Genomic DNA, 16,849 nt, shown 5'->3' with positions numbered 1-16,849 from the left:
CAACATTTTGACCACAACAATTGGAATTGAAAAAGGGATTGGGAGGGTTACCCTTGGAGCAGAGGAGGAGTGTGATCCGTAGATCTGACAGGGTCGCTTTTTGGTTAGGCTGATGGAATGGAATGTTCTTTAGTTTGTTAGGGGGTGCTGTGGATTGGAACACCGGATGAAGTGGAGCATAGAAGCTGCAGACAAATTCGGACTGCTGGAAAAGAATCTGGAGCAAACGCATGACTCCGAGCATAGCTTGATTTCCTCCTATCGGCATGGAGAGCGCAAGGTTTTCCTGCGTATAACCGATGAGTCCCACAAGCCGTATGCGAAGATTGCAGGCGAAGTACAGTGGGTCGAGTTTCTGGCAAGCAAGGGTGTCTGTGTTTCGAGACCGCTGTACTCGGTAGATGGGAAGTTGGCGGAGCGCATCCCGGCGGAAGGCCGTGAATATACGGCCGTATGTTACGAGGAGGCCAAGGGGCGTCCGGTGGGAGAGAATGATGCCAATGAGCATCTATACAGGGGAATGGGCCAATTCATGGGCCATATGCACCGCATCACCCAAGCGTACGTTCACCAGGATCCTGTCACGAAACGGCCGGACTGGTCATTTGAAGCCCAAAAGGTGTTGCATATCGATTTACCACCATCCGAACAGGAGATCATCTCTCGGTACCAGGCATTGTTCCATTATATCTCAGCCCTTCCGGTGTCAGCGGAGACTTATGGATTGATTCATGCTGATTTTCATTACGGTAATTTTTTTGTTCATGGGAATTCGCTGTGTTTGATTGATTTTGATGCGAGTCGGTATTCATGGTTTATTGATGATATTGCGGTGGCTGCTTTTTTCTCAAGTTTAACCGAAGGGGCCGACCCGGACCCGGGCAAATTCCTTATGCCGTTCCTGGATGGATATCGTAGAGAGCATCAGCTGGAGGAGAAGTGGCTTCGGGAAATCCCATACTTCATGAAGCTCCGGGAAATGGGCCGTTATATCAAACTGTTCCAAGCCTGCGGGGGAAAGTTCGACAACCTCCATCCGTGGGGGCAGTGGTACATGAAGTTTCGTAAGGAAACCATTCTGCGAAGTTTCCCAACATTTGAATAAGCATTGGCTTTGGTTTGAAGGGCGGCGTGTCCCGGAGAGAGCTGCTGGCAGCGTCATTAGTGCTGTCCGTGTCCATATCAATCCCAAAATAATGGCTTACGACGGCACTGCCTTTCTTGCGATGTTATGAACAACAGCCTTAGTCCCGAGATGATCACGGAGCTAAGGCTGTCGTTCTGTGGCGATATTTTAAGTAGGAGCACGGTTGCAATTTAGAATGGTATGATCTTCATATCCATTAGGATTGCGGCTGCAGATTCCGCTCAAACGCAACGATCCAATCGCCCTGGATGGAAGCATAGCCGGTATCTCCCTCCACAACAAGACCGTATAGATTTTTGACGTCGAGGTACTCTCTCCGTTCTCCATTATCAAATTCGAGGGTGATGTAATAATACGTGCGGGACGAGTGGTTCGCGTGCATCATTCCGTTGTCGTCGTTGTGGTGATTGGTATGATGGCGGACGTCCATCCGTTTGGAGACCACCCGGGCAAATTCGGAAGTGCGTGGCGATTTGGCATTCTTGACATAGCGGGCGCCATTGGAGATGAAGCCGACAATCACAATAACGAACACAATCCCGATCAGAATGGGAACCAGCGTAAACATAAAATCAAACCCTCCGCCAAAAGACATTCCTTGGGGCATCATCGACGGTACCTCCTTCTGTCCGTAATTTTCATTGTTTATATGTACGGTACCCATGGTTAAAATGTTTCAAATTTTGAAATATGTCTGCCGACGATCCTACTGAAGCAATAAGTAATGGCCCCACATCCCCCTGCAGGGGGATTTTTCGTTGGAAAGGTTGAGATATAATAGATTTGCTTAAAAGGGGGAATGAGAGTTGAAGCTGGAGAAAAGTGTAGTCAGAGCCCGCAGATTGCTACCGATCCTTCTGGGTCTGTCTCTGTTGGCTGCACCCTTACAGGGGCATGCCGCGGACAAACTGCTAGTTCAGGATGGCGTGTTATACCACGCGGGAACAAATCCTTACGACGCTGTGGCAGATGACGTCAATGGGGACGGAAGAGCGGATGTCATTGTTTTCGATTTGGTGGAAAATAAAATATCTGTTCTCCTGGGTAACGGGGATGGAACCTTCCAGATGAAGCAGGATACTTCTGTCGGGAGGTCTCCTCGCGCGGTCACTGTTGCCGACTTTAATGGCGATGGGCATGCAGATGTGGCAGTGTCGAATGCCGTGGATAATACGGTAGGCATTTTGATAGGACGCGGGGATGGGACATTCGAACAACAAGTGGCGTACCCGACAGGCAATTGGCCAGTGGGATTGGCAGCTAAGGATTTTAACGGGGATGGGATCTTGGATCTCGCCGTAACGAACAACAGCTCCAACACCGTATCCATCTTGCGGGGCATGGGTGATGGAACATTTAGGACAGCGATCACAGTACCTGTAGGGATGTCACCTCGCAGTGTAGCCTCTGAGGATTTGAATAGCGACGGGATCGTGGATTTAGCTGTTGCTAATGTAGGATCGAATAACGTAAACATATTGCTTGGTGACGGCCAGGGCGGGTTTACTTCCGTATTGGCCATCAGTTCGGGAAGATCGCCTATTGGTCTTCAAGCAGCCGATTTGAATTCAGACGGGTACATGGACCTGGCGTTAGCCGCCAATGGAGATCACACGGCGAACGTGTTTCTTGGTAACGGGGACGGAACGTTCTGGCCTGTTATTACACTTCCATTGGGGCATTCTCCTCTAGATCTTGAGGTTGCTGATTTTGATGGGGATGGTAATCTGGATCTCCTCGGAGGAGTCCAGGATTCATCCAATCCGATACTGCTGGGCAACGGGGATGGCACCTTTCAATCTGCCCGGACATATTTCGACCGGCCGTCATCTGCGGTGGCTTCGGGGGATTTTAACGGGGACGGCAAAGCGGATATAATCGATATCAGTTATGGCTATATTAAAATCTTCAACAGTGCTGCTGAGGGTGTTGTGTCCCTGGCGCAGGATCGATACGAGGCTGCCGAGAATTCGGCAAGCGTGACGGTTTCGGTCTACCGGGCAGCAGGCAGCTACGGTCAAACCAAGGTTTCGCTTCGCACAATAGAAGGAACAGCAATTGCCGGTACGGATTATAACTCCGTTGATGAGCTGCTTGTGTTTAATGAAGGAGAGACAACCAAGTCTTATCCCATTTCCATTATAGGCAGGAATGGGGATCAGGGGGATCGGACATTTTTTGTTGAACTGGGTAATCCGACGAACGGTGCTGTTCTTGGAGCATCTGCGAGAGCCGAAGTGACGATTCGTGAACCGGTAGCTGTTCCGGATACAACGCCCCCTGTCCTTGATGTCTCCAAGTTTCGTATCATCGATCAGTATCAGGGAATGCCGGATCAATTGTACGGTGAGGCAGGTGCGGTCAGCGAAGCTGGAGCGATGGTGAAGGCGTACCCTTGGGTAGATGCCGATGCGGACGGCACAGTAAATGCAGGAGAATGGGGAGCACCGATTGGGCTGGGCTTCAGTGCAGCCGACGGCTCAATACTGCCTGCTGATATCGGTGACCTCAGTCCGGGTACCTACGCATTCGTTGTGACCGCAACGGATGCCGCTGGCAATGAATCCGCTCAGGAGGCGTCAGCCGTTGTCTCCATGACACTCGTTAAGGATGTGCCGCCGGATTCTCCGGACACGTCCCCGCCTTCATGGCAAACTGGCGCGAAGCTGATATTCTCCAGTGTTACGTCAAGTGCCGTTACCCTGGAGTGGCCAGCAGCAAGTGACGACAGGGGAATTGCTGCTTATGAAATATATCAAAGCGGTACGATTATACAATCTGTTCCTGCAACAACTAGAAATTATACAATAAACGGCTTGGCCGCGAATACGACCTATAATTTTGCGATTAAAGCAGTGGATGCGGCCCGAAATGCCAGCCCAGGGCTTGAAGGGACCATTCAGTCTGCATCAGCTCCGGGTTCCGGCTCGGGGTCAGGGTCAGGATCAGGATCATCGTCCTCGGGCTCCGTTCCATCGGTACTATCTTCGGAATCCAGGCTGCAGCAGCTGAGCCTTACGGCAGGGGACCAACCAATCACATTGACTCCACCATTCCAGGCAGGGGTTTACGATTATACGGTAACCACCAAGGAAGCTCAAGTTGTAGTGAGCCCTCGTATCATGCATTCTGCTGCAAAAGTTGAGATCAACGGTGAGCGGGTAACCTCCGGTTACACGGTTCCTCTAAAGGACGGGGATAATGTCTTGACGATTCGTGTTCAGGCTGAGGATGGATCGGCGACAACCTATCGCCTTACCTTGAAGCGGGAGCCATTGGAGGAGACAGGGGAACAGCCGAATCAAGAGATTCAGAACTCTTTTATTGACATACAGGGGCATTGGGCCGAGCCCGACATCCAGAAGGCTTTTACGCTCGGGATTGTTAAGGGAGACGTATCCGGTACTTTCCGTCCCCATGCTTCTGTCAGCCGCGCCGAATGGGCGGTTATGATGGGAAGATTGCTGAAAGCCGATCTAACCGGCTCTTCCATAAGCTTTACCGATGGCAATTCGATACCTGCCTGGGCTCATGATGGGGTTCATATGGCGGTTACGGAAGGTCTTATGATCGGTTATGCCGACGGCACCTTCCGGCCTGGCCAGCCGATTACGCGCGCCGAGATCGCCGCGGTGCTGTCCCGTGTGATGAATGAGTCCGGTGAAATGGACGGGAATACCTCCTATGCTGATGACAGCGGGATTCCAGTCTGGGCTAAGCCGTACGTACAAGCGGCTGCAGATTATGGACTGCTCCAAGGAAGAGGCGCTAACCGTTTTGCTCCGAACGAGCCGATGACGCGGGCGGAAGCAGCCGTTCTGCTCGTTAGACTGTCCCGTGTGTTGGGACCATGATTGCATGTGGATCCATAGAAACTCCAGAGTTCTACGGATAGCTGTTAGGGTTTTATCAATCAGAAAGCGGCCTCCGAGGGAGGTCGCTTTTTTTGTCGTACGAACGTTTGACCCTATTTTATGAAGCAGTGATTTCTTTATCCCTTGAGATCCGCATAATGCAGTCCCAACTGATAAGCGCGCTCCAGCAAGCCCTCCATGTGCTCCGGTATAGCTTCCAGGGTGTCGTAGAAGAACTCTACTCGGGAATTCTCGATTCCGGAGTAATTGGAGATCCCGACATTGAGGGAATGGGAGAGCATTTGATCGTAGCTGCGCTTGGCAAAATGGTCTTCTGAAGCGCCTGCCAAGGCCAGCCATAACACCTGTTTATGGTGAAGCTTCGAGCCGCCGCCGTAAGCAAAGCCTTGATTCCAGACACGGTCGATATACCCCTTCAGCATCGCGGGGACCCCATACCACCACACCGGGAAGATGTAAGCCAGTGCATCGTGCTCCTTCATTCGTGATATTTCGGCTTCAACCTCGGGAGAATAAAGCTTCTTAGGATCAGACCAATCGGGTTCGTCGGCCTCCCATAGGACCGGATTGAAACCTATGCGATGAAGGTCCAGTACTTCCGCTTCATGCCCGGCATCCCGAAGCCCCTGCACAAATCTCGCGGTAACTGCAAACGTAAAGGAATTTTCCCGTGGGTGTGTGACAACCGTTAGTACTTTCATAAAAATTCACCTTCTCTTTCTTCTCTGAAAATTTGTATGCCAAATTGTTCAATACGCGACATTGCGGCATCTGCATGCACTAATGTTTCGGACAGGTAAAAGCCTCCCGGGGCAGGCGGTGAGCCGTCCCAGCCCAGAATGCGCTCAATGGAGAGCAGAATGCTAAGCGCACTGCCGATTACACCATAACCGCCAGCAATGTAAATAAGTGTCATCGCGATTCCACCTCCAATAATTTGCTGCAGCACTGGCTTAAGGAGATTATGTATCATATAATGACAGGAAGGAAGTACGCACTTAATAGTTCTATAGGTACCCAAAAGTATCATTAATACCTGGAAGTGCCTGTAGGAAGTCGATATAACTCTACGCTTGAGGGGAGGGGTATACGGGTGAACGGGGAGCGGAAATACAATATTCCGTCTGAAGCGACGATGGATGTGATCGGTGGCAAGTGGAAGGTCATTGTACTGTGCCACTTAAGTTATGGTCCCAAGCGAACGAGCGAAATTAAAAAGCAGATGCCGGACATTACGCAGAAGATGTTGACCCAGACTCTTCGGGAACTGGAGGAGGATGGGATCATTACTCGAACGGTCTTTAATCAAGTGCCGCCGAAGGTAGTATACGAGCTGAGTGAATTGGGAGACTCGCTGCAGCCGATCCTGGATCAAATCTGCGACTGGGGCGAGAAGTATTTGAATGAAAAAACGAAGGTAAGCACCCTTGAGGGCAATATATAAGAGCAAGCTGCGGACCGAACTATGGCGTTCCGCAGTTTTTTTTATTTTTTTGCTGTAACCACTTTATTTTCCATTATTTCTAAAGTAATAGAGGGAATACCCAGAGATTTGTTGAATATCTAGTTCTTTAGACTCAATTCATATTTTGCTGCTTTTGAACGATACCGAGCTTGTCGAGAAATTGAATAGTTCACTTGGTTATCATGGAATAGGATGCGGGGGCAGGGAGGCTGTAATAAATAATCAGAGTTTGGCATTTTCCCGGTACGAACAGGTTTGAGATACGGAATGAAACAGGAACGTTGTCCGACAGGAAACGTATGATCATCATAGGACTTAAGAATTAGTCGAAAAAGGAGTGTGCACAGCTCAGATGGACGGCAGCTATAATTTTTATATTGTTGGGCTTTCAATCGTGATTGCTATACTTGCTTCATATTCCGCTTTAAATATTACGTCCAAGATTTCAGATGCGAGCGGCAAATCCAGGTTCTTTTGGCTTTTTGGCGGCGCAATGGTGATGGGGAGCGGAATTTGGTCGATGCATTTTGTTGGCATGCTGGCCCTGCATATGAATATGAACGTGAAGTATGATGTTGCTCTGACGATCATGTCAATGCTGGCGAGTGTGGTCTCCTCCTTCATCGCTTTTTACATTACCATGCCCAGAGACATCAACTGGTCCAAAATCGCCATCGGTGGTTTGATTATGGGCAGCGGAATCGTGACCATGCATTACATGGGGATGGAAGCCATGATTATGCACGCGGAAATAAGCTATGACCCGGTCATTTGGGTATTGTCTGCCATCATTGCACTGGCTGCATCTTATGCAGCGTTAATATTGTTTCTCCGCTTTCGCAATCATTCCAAGTCCAGCTTCCTGAAGTGGGGCTCCGCGGTCATTATGGGATTTGCCGTATGCGGGATGCACTATACAGGAATGATGGCTGCACGGTTTGAGCCTCATTCCGGCATGATCACTCAGCATGAGCCGCAGTCTGTGGATCTCTTTCTGTTGTACTGTGTGACCATTACGATTTTTGCGATTCTGTTGATTTCGTGGGGGGCCATGTTCTTTGACCGGCATGTGCTGGAAAAGCTGGCCTATCAGGATACGATTACGGGTTTGCCTAACCGCAATGAAATGAACCGCTTCTTCGAAAGTAATTCCGAAACGGAGAAGATCAGTGTTTTATTTCTGGATCTGGATCAATTTAAAGCCATCAACGATACACTCGGTCATCATGTTGGGGATATGCTCGTTCAGGAGGTGGGGAATCGACTGCGTCAATTCATTCAAGGCTACCAGCAGGTATTCCGAATCGGCGGAGACGAATTTCTCATCATTTTGAAGCAAAGTGATCCGATGTATGCCCAGCGGCTGGCTGAAGATATTCTGCAAAAAATTAAAAACGTATACTTTATCGATGGCAATGAATTGTACGTTACGGGAAGCATCGGAATCAGCATCGGTTCTGTTCATAGCTCGGACAGGTCCACGCTGCTGAAGAATGCGGATACGGCGATGTATAAGGCGAAGGGACTCGGCAAGAATCAGCAATGCCTCTACACCGAGGAGATGGGCGTTCAAGAGGTCCGCAAAATGGAATTGGAGAAGGATTTGCAGAGAGCGCTTGAGCTTAAGGAATTTTTCATCGTCTATCAGCCGAAATGGAATGTGAAAAGCAACCGGTTGGTCGGGTTTGAAGCGTTGATTCGCTGGAATCATCCCCGCTTGGGTATAATATCGCCGCTTGAATTTATTCCGATTGCCGAAGAGACGGGGCTCATTATACCGATGACCCGATGGACGCTTGAGGAGGCTTGCAAGCAGTGCAGGGCATGGAAGGATAGAGGAATCGTTCAGCCCGTCTCGGTGAACTTGTCCATTCGGCTGTTTCACGGCGATAATCTGCTGGAGCTTGTTCGGAATGTGCTGGACAAGGCGGAGCTGGACCCGCATCTGTTAGAGCTTGAGATTACAGAGTCCATGGTGCTGCACGATGTGAACGACATTATTCGACAGCTTGAGAACATCAGAGCTTTAGGGGTTAAAGTGTCCATGGATGATTTCGGAACCGGTTATTCCTCGATCGGGCTGCTCGACCGGATTCCGATCGATGCACTGAAGCTGGACCGCCTCTTCACCAACGATTTAGATACGCCCAGTAAACGGGCGATTATCAACGCCATCGTTCTCATGGCAGAGAATTTAAATCTGGATGTGATTGCCGAGGGTGTGGAGAATAAAGAGCACATCGACTTTCTGACCGGACTCGGCTGTCATGTCATGCAGGGGTATTATTACGGCAAACCGATGGATATTGATGAGATTGATGTCTGGATGTACGAGCAAGATCACAAGGCCGAAACGATCGAGGTTATGGGATAGAGGAAGGTCTTAGATTAACGATAGATCAATAGAAACATATCGGAAAATAACGGGCACCGTGAGGTGTCCGTTATCATGTTGAGCGGAGAATAAAGTTTCGGATCAGGGCTGGGTGCGTGTACCCGATTACACGAAATACGCAATTTCCGCTTTTGGAAAATATTCCTTGATTCCCTTTTCGAACAGCTGCTGGAATTCTTCAACGGTCTCTGCTTTATAGACATATTTAAATTTTCCGTATCTTCCCCATTTAAGCTGCCGGTCTTCTTCTTCCATGTCCAGCTTGGTTTTCGGATAACGCTTCAAAATGGTGTTTTTGGCTGTTTTGGTAAACCGATGTTGAATGAGTTCAAATGTTAGATCCTTTACCTCTACGTGGCTTAACCGCTCGTGAAGCTTCTCTAGCAGATGCCAATAGCCCTCTTGCCATCCGTCATACTTGACAATCGGAGCGATGATGAAACCCAGCGGATATCCGGCTTCCGCAATTTTGCCCGCTGCTTCGATCCGTTCTTCAAAGGAAGAGGTTCCGGGCTCGAAATACCGAATGACATAATCGGAATTGATGGAGAATCGGACCCGGGTATGTCCGCCGTGCTCGACGTTCAGCAAGGAATCAATGTTGGCGAATTTGGTCACGAATCGGAGCCGTCCATGTTCTTGCTTAGCCATGAATTCAATGTAATATGCCAGTGCTCCGGTCAGATGCTCCAGGGAGACGGGATCGCCGGTACAAGCCGCCTCGAACCGGGTAATTTCCGGTGAACGTTCTGTGATATACTGCTTCGCCCGATCCAGAATTTCATCCAGATTGACGTAAATCCGAACATAAGGCTTCGAGCTCATAGTAGTTTGGAGGTAGCAGTAATGACAATGTCCTGCACATCCCGTGGTAAGCGGGATGGCATACTCTGCAGATGGCTTGGACGTATCAAATTCCAGAGTTTTTCGAATCCCGACAACGAGGGTGCGCTTAGCGTTGCGGTATTTTTCAGTTTCGGTCTCCCCCGGAATGCCGGTTACCCGATTATGGGAAGTGGTCATTTTGATGGGAGTGCCTAACTCTTCAAACCATGCATGAAGCTTTTTGCCAAGCGGATACTCCAAAGCGGCCGGCTCGAAAAAGACCAGTTCCGGGTCAAAACGCTCCAATTGAATTCCTCCCATACTAGTAATAAATCCAGGTATAGGATTTGCAATGGAAGATGCGATCATGCATCCACAGAGCCTCGAAAAGGCTGAAATCATTTACACTTTTTGTATGATATTGAACCGTTTTTTTCTTCCTAATTTATCCGTTTTGTTGCTATTTTACTGGTAACGGATACAATAGTATGTGAATCTAACGAATGGTAGTGGTGATATAAATGGTGTCAATCAAAGATGTGGCCAAGCTGGCAAATGTATCGATTTCAGCCGTTTCCAAGACTCTGAACGGCTATTCCGATGTAAGCGAAACCACTAAAGAAAAGGTTATGAAGGCTGCGCAGGAGCTGAACTATTTCCCGAATCGCCTTGCCAAAAACCTTAAGCACAAGGTCACCAAGACCATTGCGCTGATCATATCGAACTTTGAACAGGCAAACGGCAAGGATGGCGTTATGTTCCAAATCATGACCGGCGTCTATGCCGCAGCACAGCATTATCAATATGAAGTGGTGATCTATACGCGTAGTTTGTCTGAACAGCAGGATAAATCGTACTGGCAGTTCTGTAAGGAAAACAAAATTGCCGGCGTTGTGATTTCCGGACTACGTACAACGGATCCATATTTTGACGAGCTGGTGAATAGTGAGTTTCCATGCATGGTAGTGGATGCAGACATTGTCGGTCCCCATACCGGATCGGTCATTACGGACAACGTAGGCGCCGCCAGAAAAGCCGTGGAGTATCTAATTGATAAAGGGCACCGTGAGATCGGTATGATCAATGGGCACAATTTTGCAGCGGTTAGCGTGCAGCGTCTTCAGGGATACCGGGAAGCACTTGAAGAGGCGGGACTCGTATATGATCCGAAGCGGGTAATCGAAGCGGATTTCAGCGAACAAGTAGCGTATGAGGCTACCGAGCCGTACTTGGAGAGGCATCCGAATCTGACCGCAGTTTTTATATCCAGTGATCTGATGGCCATCGGATTTATGACGCGCTGCCGCGAGCTGAACATTAGAATTCCGGAGGATATCTCCATCATGGGCTTTGACGATATCGTACTCTCCAGTTATACGACTCCCAGATTGTCAACGGTCAGGCAGGACTTCACAAAAATCGGCTATTCGGCATTTGAGGAAGTCATCAAGATGCTGGAGAATCAAACGCCAGGATATCATAAAATTCTTTCTTTCGAAATTGTTGACAGAGAGACAATAATGGTGCAATAATGTTATCGAAAACGTTTTCGCATGAAGAAAGCTTTTATTTTAGGCTCATTTCGAAATCGTTTTCGGTCTTTTTTTAAAATATCGAAAACGATTTAGGTATCGCTTACAAAAAATAGAGAAAAAACAGTTGGAGAGGATGACAACCATGCTGAGCTACAACGAGGTACAGTCTGAAGATTTGAATAAATGGTCATTTGCCGAGGTGCATTTCAATCCGCTGGCTTTAGGCAAGTGTGAAGCGATTATGTCGCTTGGGAATGGATATATGGGTCTCCGATCAGCTGCGGAAGAGTCGTATATCGGGGAGAAGAGAAACCTGTTCGTTAACGGCACATTTAATAAATTCGATGAATTCGAGGTGACGGAGCTTCCGAATACGGCGGATATTACGCGACTTGACATCCGGATAGATGGTACAAGGTTCTCGCTGGAGCGGGGAACGGTGACCGAGTATGAGCGAATGCTGAACATTCGCGATGCAGAGCTCGTGCGAAGTTTTATCTGGGAATACGAGGGCAAGAAAATCCGATTTGAGTTCAGGCGCTTTGTCTCATTAGCCAAGCTGCACCAGATCGGTTTGAAGGTTAGCATAACTCCTCTGAACGAGGGCATAACACTGGTAATTAACTCCGGTATCGACGGGCAGGTCAGCAACAGCGGCAGTCAGCATTTCCACGAGGGTGAGAAGCGGATTTACGATAAAACCTTCCTTGAGCTGATTCAGACGACAACCGAGTCCAAGGTGGATTTCGTCCATGGTGCGGCGCATCGACTCCGGTTAAATCAACAAGAGATTGATGCAGCCCCCAAGATGGATATCGATCGTCGTAAAGTGGCCGTATCCTATGCATTTGATGTAGCGGCGGGCGATTGTCTCGAATTCGAGAAGATGGCAACCGTATTCACAAGCCGTGACCGTGAATTTGCTGAAGGAACCAGCCTTGACGATATTCGGCAGCATGCACTGGCTGAATTGAAAGCGTTCCATTCTGCTGGTTACGATCCGCTTTTTGCAGAACATCAATTAGCCTGGAGCAAGGTTTGGGAGCAATACAACGTATCCATTCAATCTTCGAACTCCTTCGATCAGCTGGCTGTCCGGTTTGCCATATATCATCTGGTGATCATGACACCGGCACATGACCGGCGAATGGGCATCGGCGCCAAGGGGCTCAGCGGAGAGGGGTACAAGGGTCATTCCTTCTGGGATACGGAAATTTTCATCCTGCCATTCTACATCTATACCCATCCCGAGGTCGCCCGCTCTTTGCTTGAGTATCGCTATCTTGGTCTAGAAGGCGCCAGAGCAAAAGCGATTGAGAACGGCTTCACAGGCGCGATGTATCCTTGGGAGGCCGCTTGGCCAAGCGATGGCGAAGTCACGCCGGAGTGGGGACAGGTGGATATCGTAACCGGCAAGCAGATTAAGATTTGGTCCGGTTTCATTGAACAGCATATTACATCCGATGTTGCTTATGCGGTATGGCACTATTACAAAGCGACAGGCGACCAGGACTTTATGGACCGATACGGCTACGAGATGATATTTGATACCGCTAAATTCTGGGCCAGCCGTCTGGAGTGGAACGAAGCCAAGGGTGTATATGAAATCAATGAGGTAGTGGGCCCGGATGAGTACAAGGAGCATGTGGACAATAACGCATTCACGAATTATATGGCTTCCTTTAATATTCGACTGGCTATGGAATACTATCACAGTCTCCAGAATTCGAATGCTGACTTGTTCCAATCGCTGAACGGGAAGCTGGAACTGGAGGAAGCTATGAACGAGTGGCAGAGCAAGATTGAGCAAATCTATTTGCCACAGCCAAACCAGGATGGGATTATCCCGCAGGATGACACGTACTTACAGAAGAAACTCATCGATTTAACACCATATAAGTTGCAGAGCAAGGTAGGCAGCATCTTCGACGACTATAACCTGGATCAGGTTGGGGAAATGCAGGTATCCAAGCAGGCTGATATTATGATGCTGTTCTTTCTGCTGGAGGATCAATTCACGCCAGAAGTGAAGCGAGCGAATTATGACTACTATGAGCCGAAAACGCTTCATGATTCCTCCCTCTCCATGTCAACGCACAGCATTCTGGCGAATGACTTTGGTGATCGGGATCTGGCCTATCAGCTGTTTGAACGGGCTTCGCAAATCGATCTGGGGCCGTACATGTATTCTTCTGATGCCGGTATTCACTCCGCTTCACTTGGCGGCATATGGGAATGCGTCGTGCTGGGGTTCGCAGGAGTCCGCATGCTTGGCGGAGAGCTGCATATGAATCCGAATCTGCCCAAGGCATGGGATGAGCTTTCCTTCCCGCTGTACTGGCAGGGGCAGCGTTTGGAGGTCCATATCAACCGGGAGACCTTGACGCTGACCGCAAATTCGGATCAGGAAGTGCAGCTGGTCATTCACGGCAACCCTATCAAGTTCTCAACAGAGCTTCAAATCCAATATTGAACATTCAGGAGGGTCATTCAATGAAAAAGAATTGGAAATGGTCAACAATGCTTAGTATGGTCATCATCGCGGCTTTGGCATTATCCGCTTGCGGCGGTAAGAGCGGGGAGTCTGGCAACGGGGCTGCAGGCGAGAAGGTTAACCTGACGTTTACCGTATGGGGGGATGTGAACGCCAGCGCGAATGAGCAGAAGCTTGCTGATGAATTCAATAAAGCTCACCCGAATATTCAGGTGAAATTCGAGCCGATTCCAAGTGAAGGCTATGGCACGAAATTGACAACTTCACTTGCAGCCGGACAAGCACCCGACGTGTTCCTGATCGGCGAAGGCGATTACTTCAAATATGTTGAAAAAGGTGTTGTGGAACCGCTCGATGACTACTTGAGCAAGGATAGTGATTTCAGTCTGGATATCTTCCAGAAGGATCTGATCGACAATATGAACATCAACGGCAAGCAGTACTATCTGCCGAAGGATTTCAATCCGCTGGCGCTCTGGTACAACAAACGCATGTTTGATGAAGCTGGCCTGGAATACCCGTCCAATGACTGGACATGGGACCAATTGATCGAAACTTCCAAGAAACTGACCAAGAAGGAAGGCAATAAATATACCGAATTCGGCTTCAATGCCGGCAAGTGGGAATATCCGATTTACACGTACCTCTGGGATCATGGAACAGATATAGCCAATGAAGATGGAACGCAAGCCGAAGGGTTCATGAACGGTGAGAAGACGGTAGCCGCTATTGAAAAATATGTGGCGCTGTCGCAAGGCGAAGACCGCGTATCGCCTACCCCTCAGGATGCCGAGACGCTTGGCGGTGACTCCTCTATGTTCATGACGGATAAATTGGCCATGATGGTGACAGGCCGCTGGGTGAAGACGGATCTGGACAAATCGGACGTGGAATACGGCTCAGCCCTGATTCCGACCGGTGAGGACGGAACACGCACCAGCATTATCGCTAGTGCAGGTTGGGCGATCAATGCGAACGGCAAACACAAACAGGAAGCTTATGAGCTGTTGAAATGGTTGTCTGGTACCGAAGCCCAGAAGCTTCGCTCCGAGAACGGCAAGGTTCTTCCAGCAACCGTAACGGAACTGGAAGAAGTGAAAGCTAACGAAGTTGCGGACAAGCCGGTTATTGAAATGATGGATTATGCGAAGAAGCCAGTCACCTTGCGCTCTACCCATGGCCCGATTTTTGTTGAAGAATTCACCAAAGCCATGGAGAAGATTTTGCTGAAGCAGCAGGATGTGAAAGGCGCTTTGGATGAAGCCGCGAAAAACGTGGATAGCAAAATCAAGTAAAAATGACAGGTGAAGCGCATGCTCATGCGCTTCACCTGCTTCATCAAGGAGGCTGTTATGCGAAAGTCAAAATCGGATTGGGCCGGCTACTTGTACATCATGCCATGGCTTCTGGGACTTCTGCTGTTTACGATTGGCCCGATGCTGTTCTCACTTCTGCTAGCCTTCAGCAAGTGGGACATCATCACGGGCGTGCAATCGATCGAGTGGGTTGGGCTGGACAACTTCAAGGCGATTTTCCATGACGAATTGTTCTATCAATCGCTAAAGGTAACCTTTATATTTGCACTGGTATCGGTGCCGCTCTACCAAATCGTCTCCTTGTTGATCGCGGTGCTGCTTAATATGCGCAGCCGCGGCATGAACGTATTCCGCTTGATTTATTTCATGCCGTCCGTCATTCCGGCCGTTGCCGTATCGATGATGTGGGTGATGATCTTCAATCCCGAATACGGAATATTGAACAAAGCGCTTGGATGGTTCGGCATCCAGGGCCCGGCTTGGCTTCAAGACCCGTCCTATGCGCTCGGAGCACTCATTGTAATGGGAATCTGGGGTGTCGGCAATACCATCATTATTTATCTGTCCGGCTTGCAAAGCGTGCCGGAGGATATGCATGAAGCAGCCGAACTGGACGGTGCCGGACGTATCCGGAGGTTCTTCAGCATCACGCTGCCGATGATATCGCCAACGGTATTCTTCAACCTGATCATGGGGATTATCGGCGGGTTCCAATACTTTACCCAAGCTTTTGTCATGACCAACGGAGGTCCGCTCAATTCTACATTGTTCTATAACCTGTATCTTTATAACAAGGCATTTCAGGATTATGAGATGGGTTATGCCTCGGCATTATCCTGGATCTTGTTTGTCATCATTCTTGTATTTACTCTGATCGTCATTCGAAGCTCGTCCATGTGGGTGTATTACCAGGGCGACGATGATAAGGATTAAAGGAGGCGTCATTCATGAATCAATCTGCCAAGCGTATCAGCCTGCCGCATATCCTGTCCATGCTGGCGCTCATTACCGGGGCTCTTATCGTCATTGTGCCGTTACTGTGGACCTTCTTCACCTCACTGAAATCACCGGCCGAGGTGTTCAAAGATAACTTCTTCCCGACCGTGTGGCATTGGACCAACTACCGGGATGCCGTGCAGGCCGTACCATTCTTCAAGTTCCTGGGCAACACCGTCATGATTCTGATTCCGGTCTTAATCGGAACCGTATTATCTTCGGCCATCTGTGCTTACGGATTCGCAAGATTTAACTTCAAAGGCAAACGAACGCTGTTCCTGGTTCTGCTGGCAACGATGATGCTGCCTTCCCAGGTTACGATGATTCCGATGTTCATTATGTTTAAGGAGATCGGTTGGGTGGATACCTTCCTGCCGCTGATCATTCCTGCGTTTTTTGGCGGCGGAGCCTTTAATATATTCCTGATCCGCCAGTTCATGCGCGGCATTCCCCGGGACCTGGACGAGTCCGCCTTTGTGGATGGAGCCAACCGGTTCCAGATCTTTACCCGGATCGTTCTGCCGCTGTCGGTGGCACCGCTGATTGCCGTATCGATCTTTACCTTCATGGGCGTCTGGAATGATTTTCAGGGACCGCTCATCTATCTGAACTCCAGTGATAAATATACGCTGGCACTGGGTCTTTCCATGTTTAAGGGATTGTATAACGTCGAATGGAACATGCTGATGGCGGCTACGATTCTGATTATGCTGCCGGCATTAATCGTATTTTTCCTGGCACAAAAATATTTCATCGAAGGCATATCCATCTCCTCAGCGATTAAAGGTTGACCGGATGGAT

General features: G+C 49.1%; 13 protein-coding genes. 9 read left to right on the top strand and 4 right to left on the bottom strand.

The window, feature by feature from the left end; all coding sequences use genetic code 11:
- The first annotated feature begins 154 nt into the window (after positions 1-154).
- Positions 155-1,105 (top strand): phosphotransferase enzyme family protein, encoded by a 951-nt coding sequence (locus B9D94_RS26795; protein ID WP_148248412.1) that lies wholly within the window; start codon positions 155-157, stop codon positions 1,103-1,105.
- Positions 1,106-1,343: 238 nt separating this feature from the next.
- Here B9D94_RS26795 and B9D94_RS26790 read toward each other — a convergent pair whose 3' ends face one another.
- Complete coding sequence (locus B9D94_RS26790) at positions 1,344-1,757, bottom strand: DUF2500 domain-containing protein (RefSeq protein WP_036636450.1); 414 nt, start codon at positions 1,755-1,757, stop codon at positions 1,344-1,346.
- 196 nt (positions 1,758-1,953) lie between these two features.
- Here B9D94_RS26790 and B9D94_RS26785 point away from each other — a divergent pair, with 196 nt between their 5' ends.
- A complete protein-coding gene (locus B9D94_RS26785; RefSeq protein WP_148248411.1) occupies positions 1,954-5,001 on the top strand; it encodes an FG-GAP-like repeat-containing protein in 3,048 nt (1,015 codons plus the stop codon).
- A 137-nt stretch (positions 5,002-5,138) separates the two neighbouring features.
- Here B9D94_RS26785 and B9D94_RS26780 read toward each other — a convergent pair whose 3' ends face one another.
- The gene (locus B9D94_RS26780; protein ID WP_063478364.1) at positions 5,139-5,723 is read right to left on the bottom strand and encodes an NAD(P)H oxidoreductase; all 585 of its coding nucleotides are present in this window, start codon (positions 5,721-5,723) and stop codon (positions 5,139-5,141) included.
- Complete coding sequence (locus B9D94_RS26775; protein WP_006207732.1) at positions 5,720-5,938, bottom strand: hypothetical protein; 219 nt, start codon at positions 5,936-5,938, stop codon at positions 5,720-5,722. The genes B9D94_RS26780 and B9D94_RS26775 overlap by 4 nt, the downstream gene beginning before the upstream one ends.
- A 219-nt stretch (positions 5,939-6,157) precedes the next feature.
- Between B9D94_RS26775 and B9D94_RS26770 the strand changes: the two genes are divergently transcribed.
- On the top strand, positions 6,158-6,466 hold the full coding sequence (locus B9D94_RS26770; RefSeq protein WP_051449079.1) for a winged helix-turn-helix transcriptional regulator: 309 nt from the start codon (positions 6,158-6,160) through the stop codon (positions 6,464-6,466).
- 373 nt (positions 6,467-6,839) lie between these two features.
- Complete coding sequence (locus tag B9D94_RS26765) at positions 6,840-8,861, top strand: bifunctional diguanylate cyclase/phosphodiesterase (protein WP_148248410.1); 2,022 nt, start codon at positions 6,840-6,842, stop codon at positions 8,859-8,861.
- 126 nt (positions 8,862-8,987) lie between these two features.
- On the opposite strand, the gene splB is transcribed toward B9D94_RS26765, so the two are convergent.
- Entirely contained in the window at positions 8,988-10,013 is a 1,026-nt protein-coding gene (gene splB / locus B9D94_RS26760; RefSeq protein ID WP_006207735.1) for a spore photoproduct lyase, read from the bottom strand.
- Between the two features lie 215 nt (positions 10,014-10,228).
- Here splB and B9D94_RS26755 point away from each other — a divergent pair, with 215 nt between their 5' ends.
- The 5 genes from B9D94_RS26755 (at position 10,229) to B9D94_RS26735 (ending at position 16,839) form a co-directional block, all read left to right on the top strand.
- Positions 10,229-11,239, top strand: a complete 1,011-nt coding sequence (locus B9D94_RS26755; protein ID WP_148248409.1) for a LacI family DNA-binding transcriptional regulator — start codon at positions 10,229-10,231, stop codon at positions 11,237-11,239.
- A gap of 145 nt (positions 11,240-11,384) precedes the next feature.
- Positions 11,385-13,715 (top strand): glycoside hydrolase family 65 protein, encoded by a 2,331-nt coding sequence (locus tag B9D94_RS26750; RefSeq protein WP_148248408.1) that lies wholly within the window; start codon positions 11,385-11,387, stop codon positions 13,713-13,715.
- 20 nt (positions 13,716-13,735) lie between these two features.
- Positions 13,736-15,031 carry an ABC transporter substrate-binding protein gene (locus B9D94_RS26745; RefSeq protein WP_063478368.1) on the top strand — a complete coding sequence of 432 codons (1,296 nt, stop codon included), beginning with the start codon at positions 13,736-13,738 and terminating at the stop codon, positions 15,029-15,031.
- Positions 15,032-15,088: 57 nt separating this feature from the next.
- Positions 15,089-15,985: a carbohydrate ABC transporter permease gene (locus B9D94_RS26740; RefSeq protein ID WP_100086460.1), complete on the top strand. Its 897-nt coding sequence runs from the start codon at positions 15,089-15,091 to the stop codon at positions 15,983-15,985.
- A gap of 14 nt (positions 15,986-15,999) precedes the next feature.
- The gene (locus B9D94_RS26735) at positions 16,000-16,839 is read left to right on the top strand and encodes a carbohydrate ABC transporter permease (RefSeq protein ID WP_006207740.1); all 840 of its coding nucleotides are present in this window, start codon (positions 16,000-16,002) and stop codon (positions 16,837-16,839) included.
- Positions 16,840-16,849 lie beyond the last annotated feature (10 nt).

The organism is Paenibacillus sp. Cedars, assembly GCF_003184205.1.
GTDB lineage: Bacteria > Bacillota > Bacilli > Paenibacillales > Paenibacillaceae > Paenibacillus_AQ > Paenibacillus_AQ glucanolyticus.
Note: the sequence above shows the minus strand (reverse complement) of the source record. Positions and strands in the feature narration are given on the sequence as shown.

Excerpts from the sequence above, each read along its gene's own strand:
- B9D94_RS26750 (WP_148248408.1), top strand. The coding sequence starts at position 11,385 with ATGCTGAGCTACAACGAGGTACAGTCTGAAGATTTGAATAAATGGTCA.
- B9D94_RS26790 (WP_036636450.1), bottom strand. The coding sequence starts at position 1,757 with ATGATGCCCCAAGGAATGTCTTTTGGCGGAGGGTTTGATTTTATGTTT.
- B9D94_RS26745 (WP_063478368.1), top strand. The coding sequence starts at position 13,736 with ATGAAAAAGAATTGGAAATGGTCAACAATGCTTAGTATGGTCATCATC.
- B9D94_RS26775 (WP_006207732.1), bottom strand. The coding sequence starts at position 5,938 with ATGACACTTATTTACATTGCTGGCGGTTATGGTGTAATCGGCAGTGCG.
- B9D94_RS26755 (WP_148248409.1), top strand. The coding sequence starts at position 10,229 with ATGGTGTCAATCAAAGATGTGGCCAAGCTGGCAAATGTATCGATTTCA.
- B9D94_RS26780 (WP_063478364.1), bottom strand. The coding sequence starts at position 5,723 with ATGAAAGTACTAACGGTTGTCACACACCCACGGGAAAATTCCTTTACG.
- B9D94_RS26770 (WP_051449079.1), top strand. The coding sequence starts at position 6,158 with ATGGATGTGATCGGTGGCAAGTGGAAGGTCATTGTACTGTGCCACTTA.
- B9D94_RS26735 (WP_006207740.1), top strand. The coding sequence starts at position 16,000 with ATGAATCAATCTGCCAAGCGTATCAGCCTGCCGCATATCCTGTCCATG.
- B9D94_RS26740 (WP_100086460.1), top strand. The coding sequence starts at position 15,089 with ATGCGAAAGTCAAAATCGGATTGGGCCGGCTACTTGTACATCATGCCA.
- B9D94_RS26765 (WP_148248410.1), top strand. The coding sequence starts at position 6,840 with ATGGACGGCAGCTATAATTTTTATATTGTTGGGCTTTCAATCGTGATT.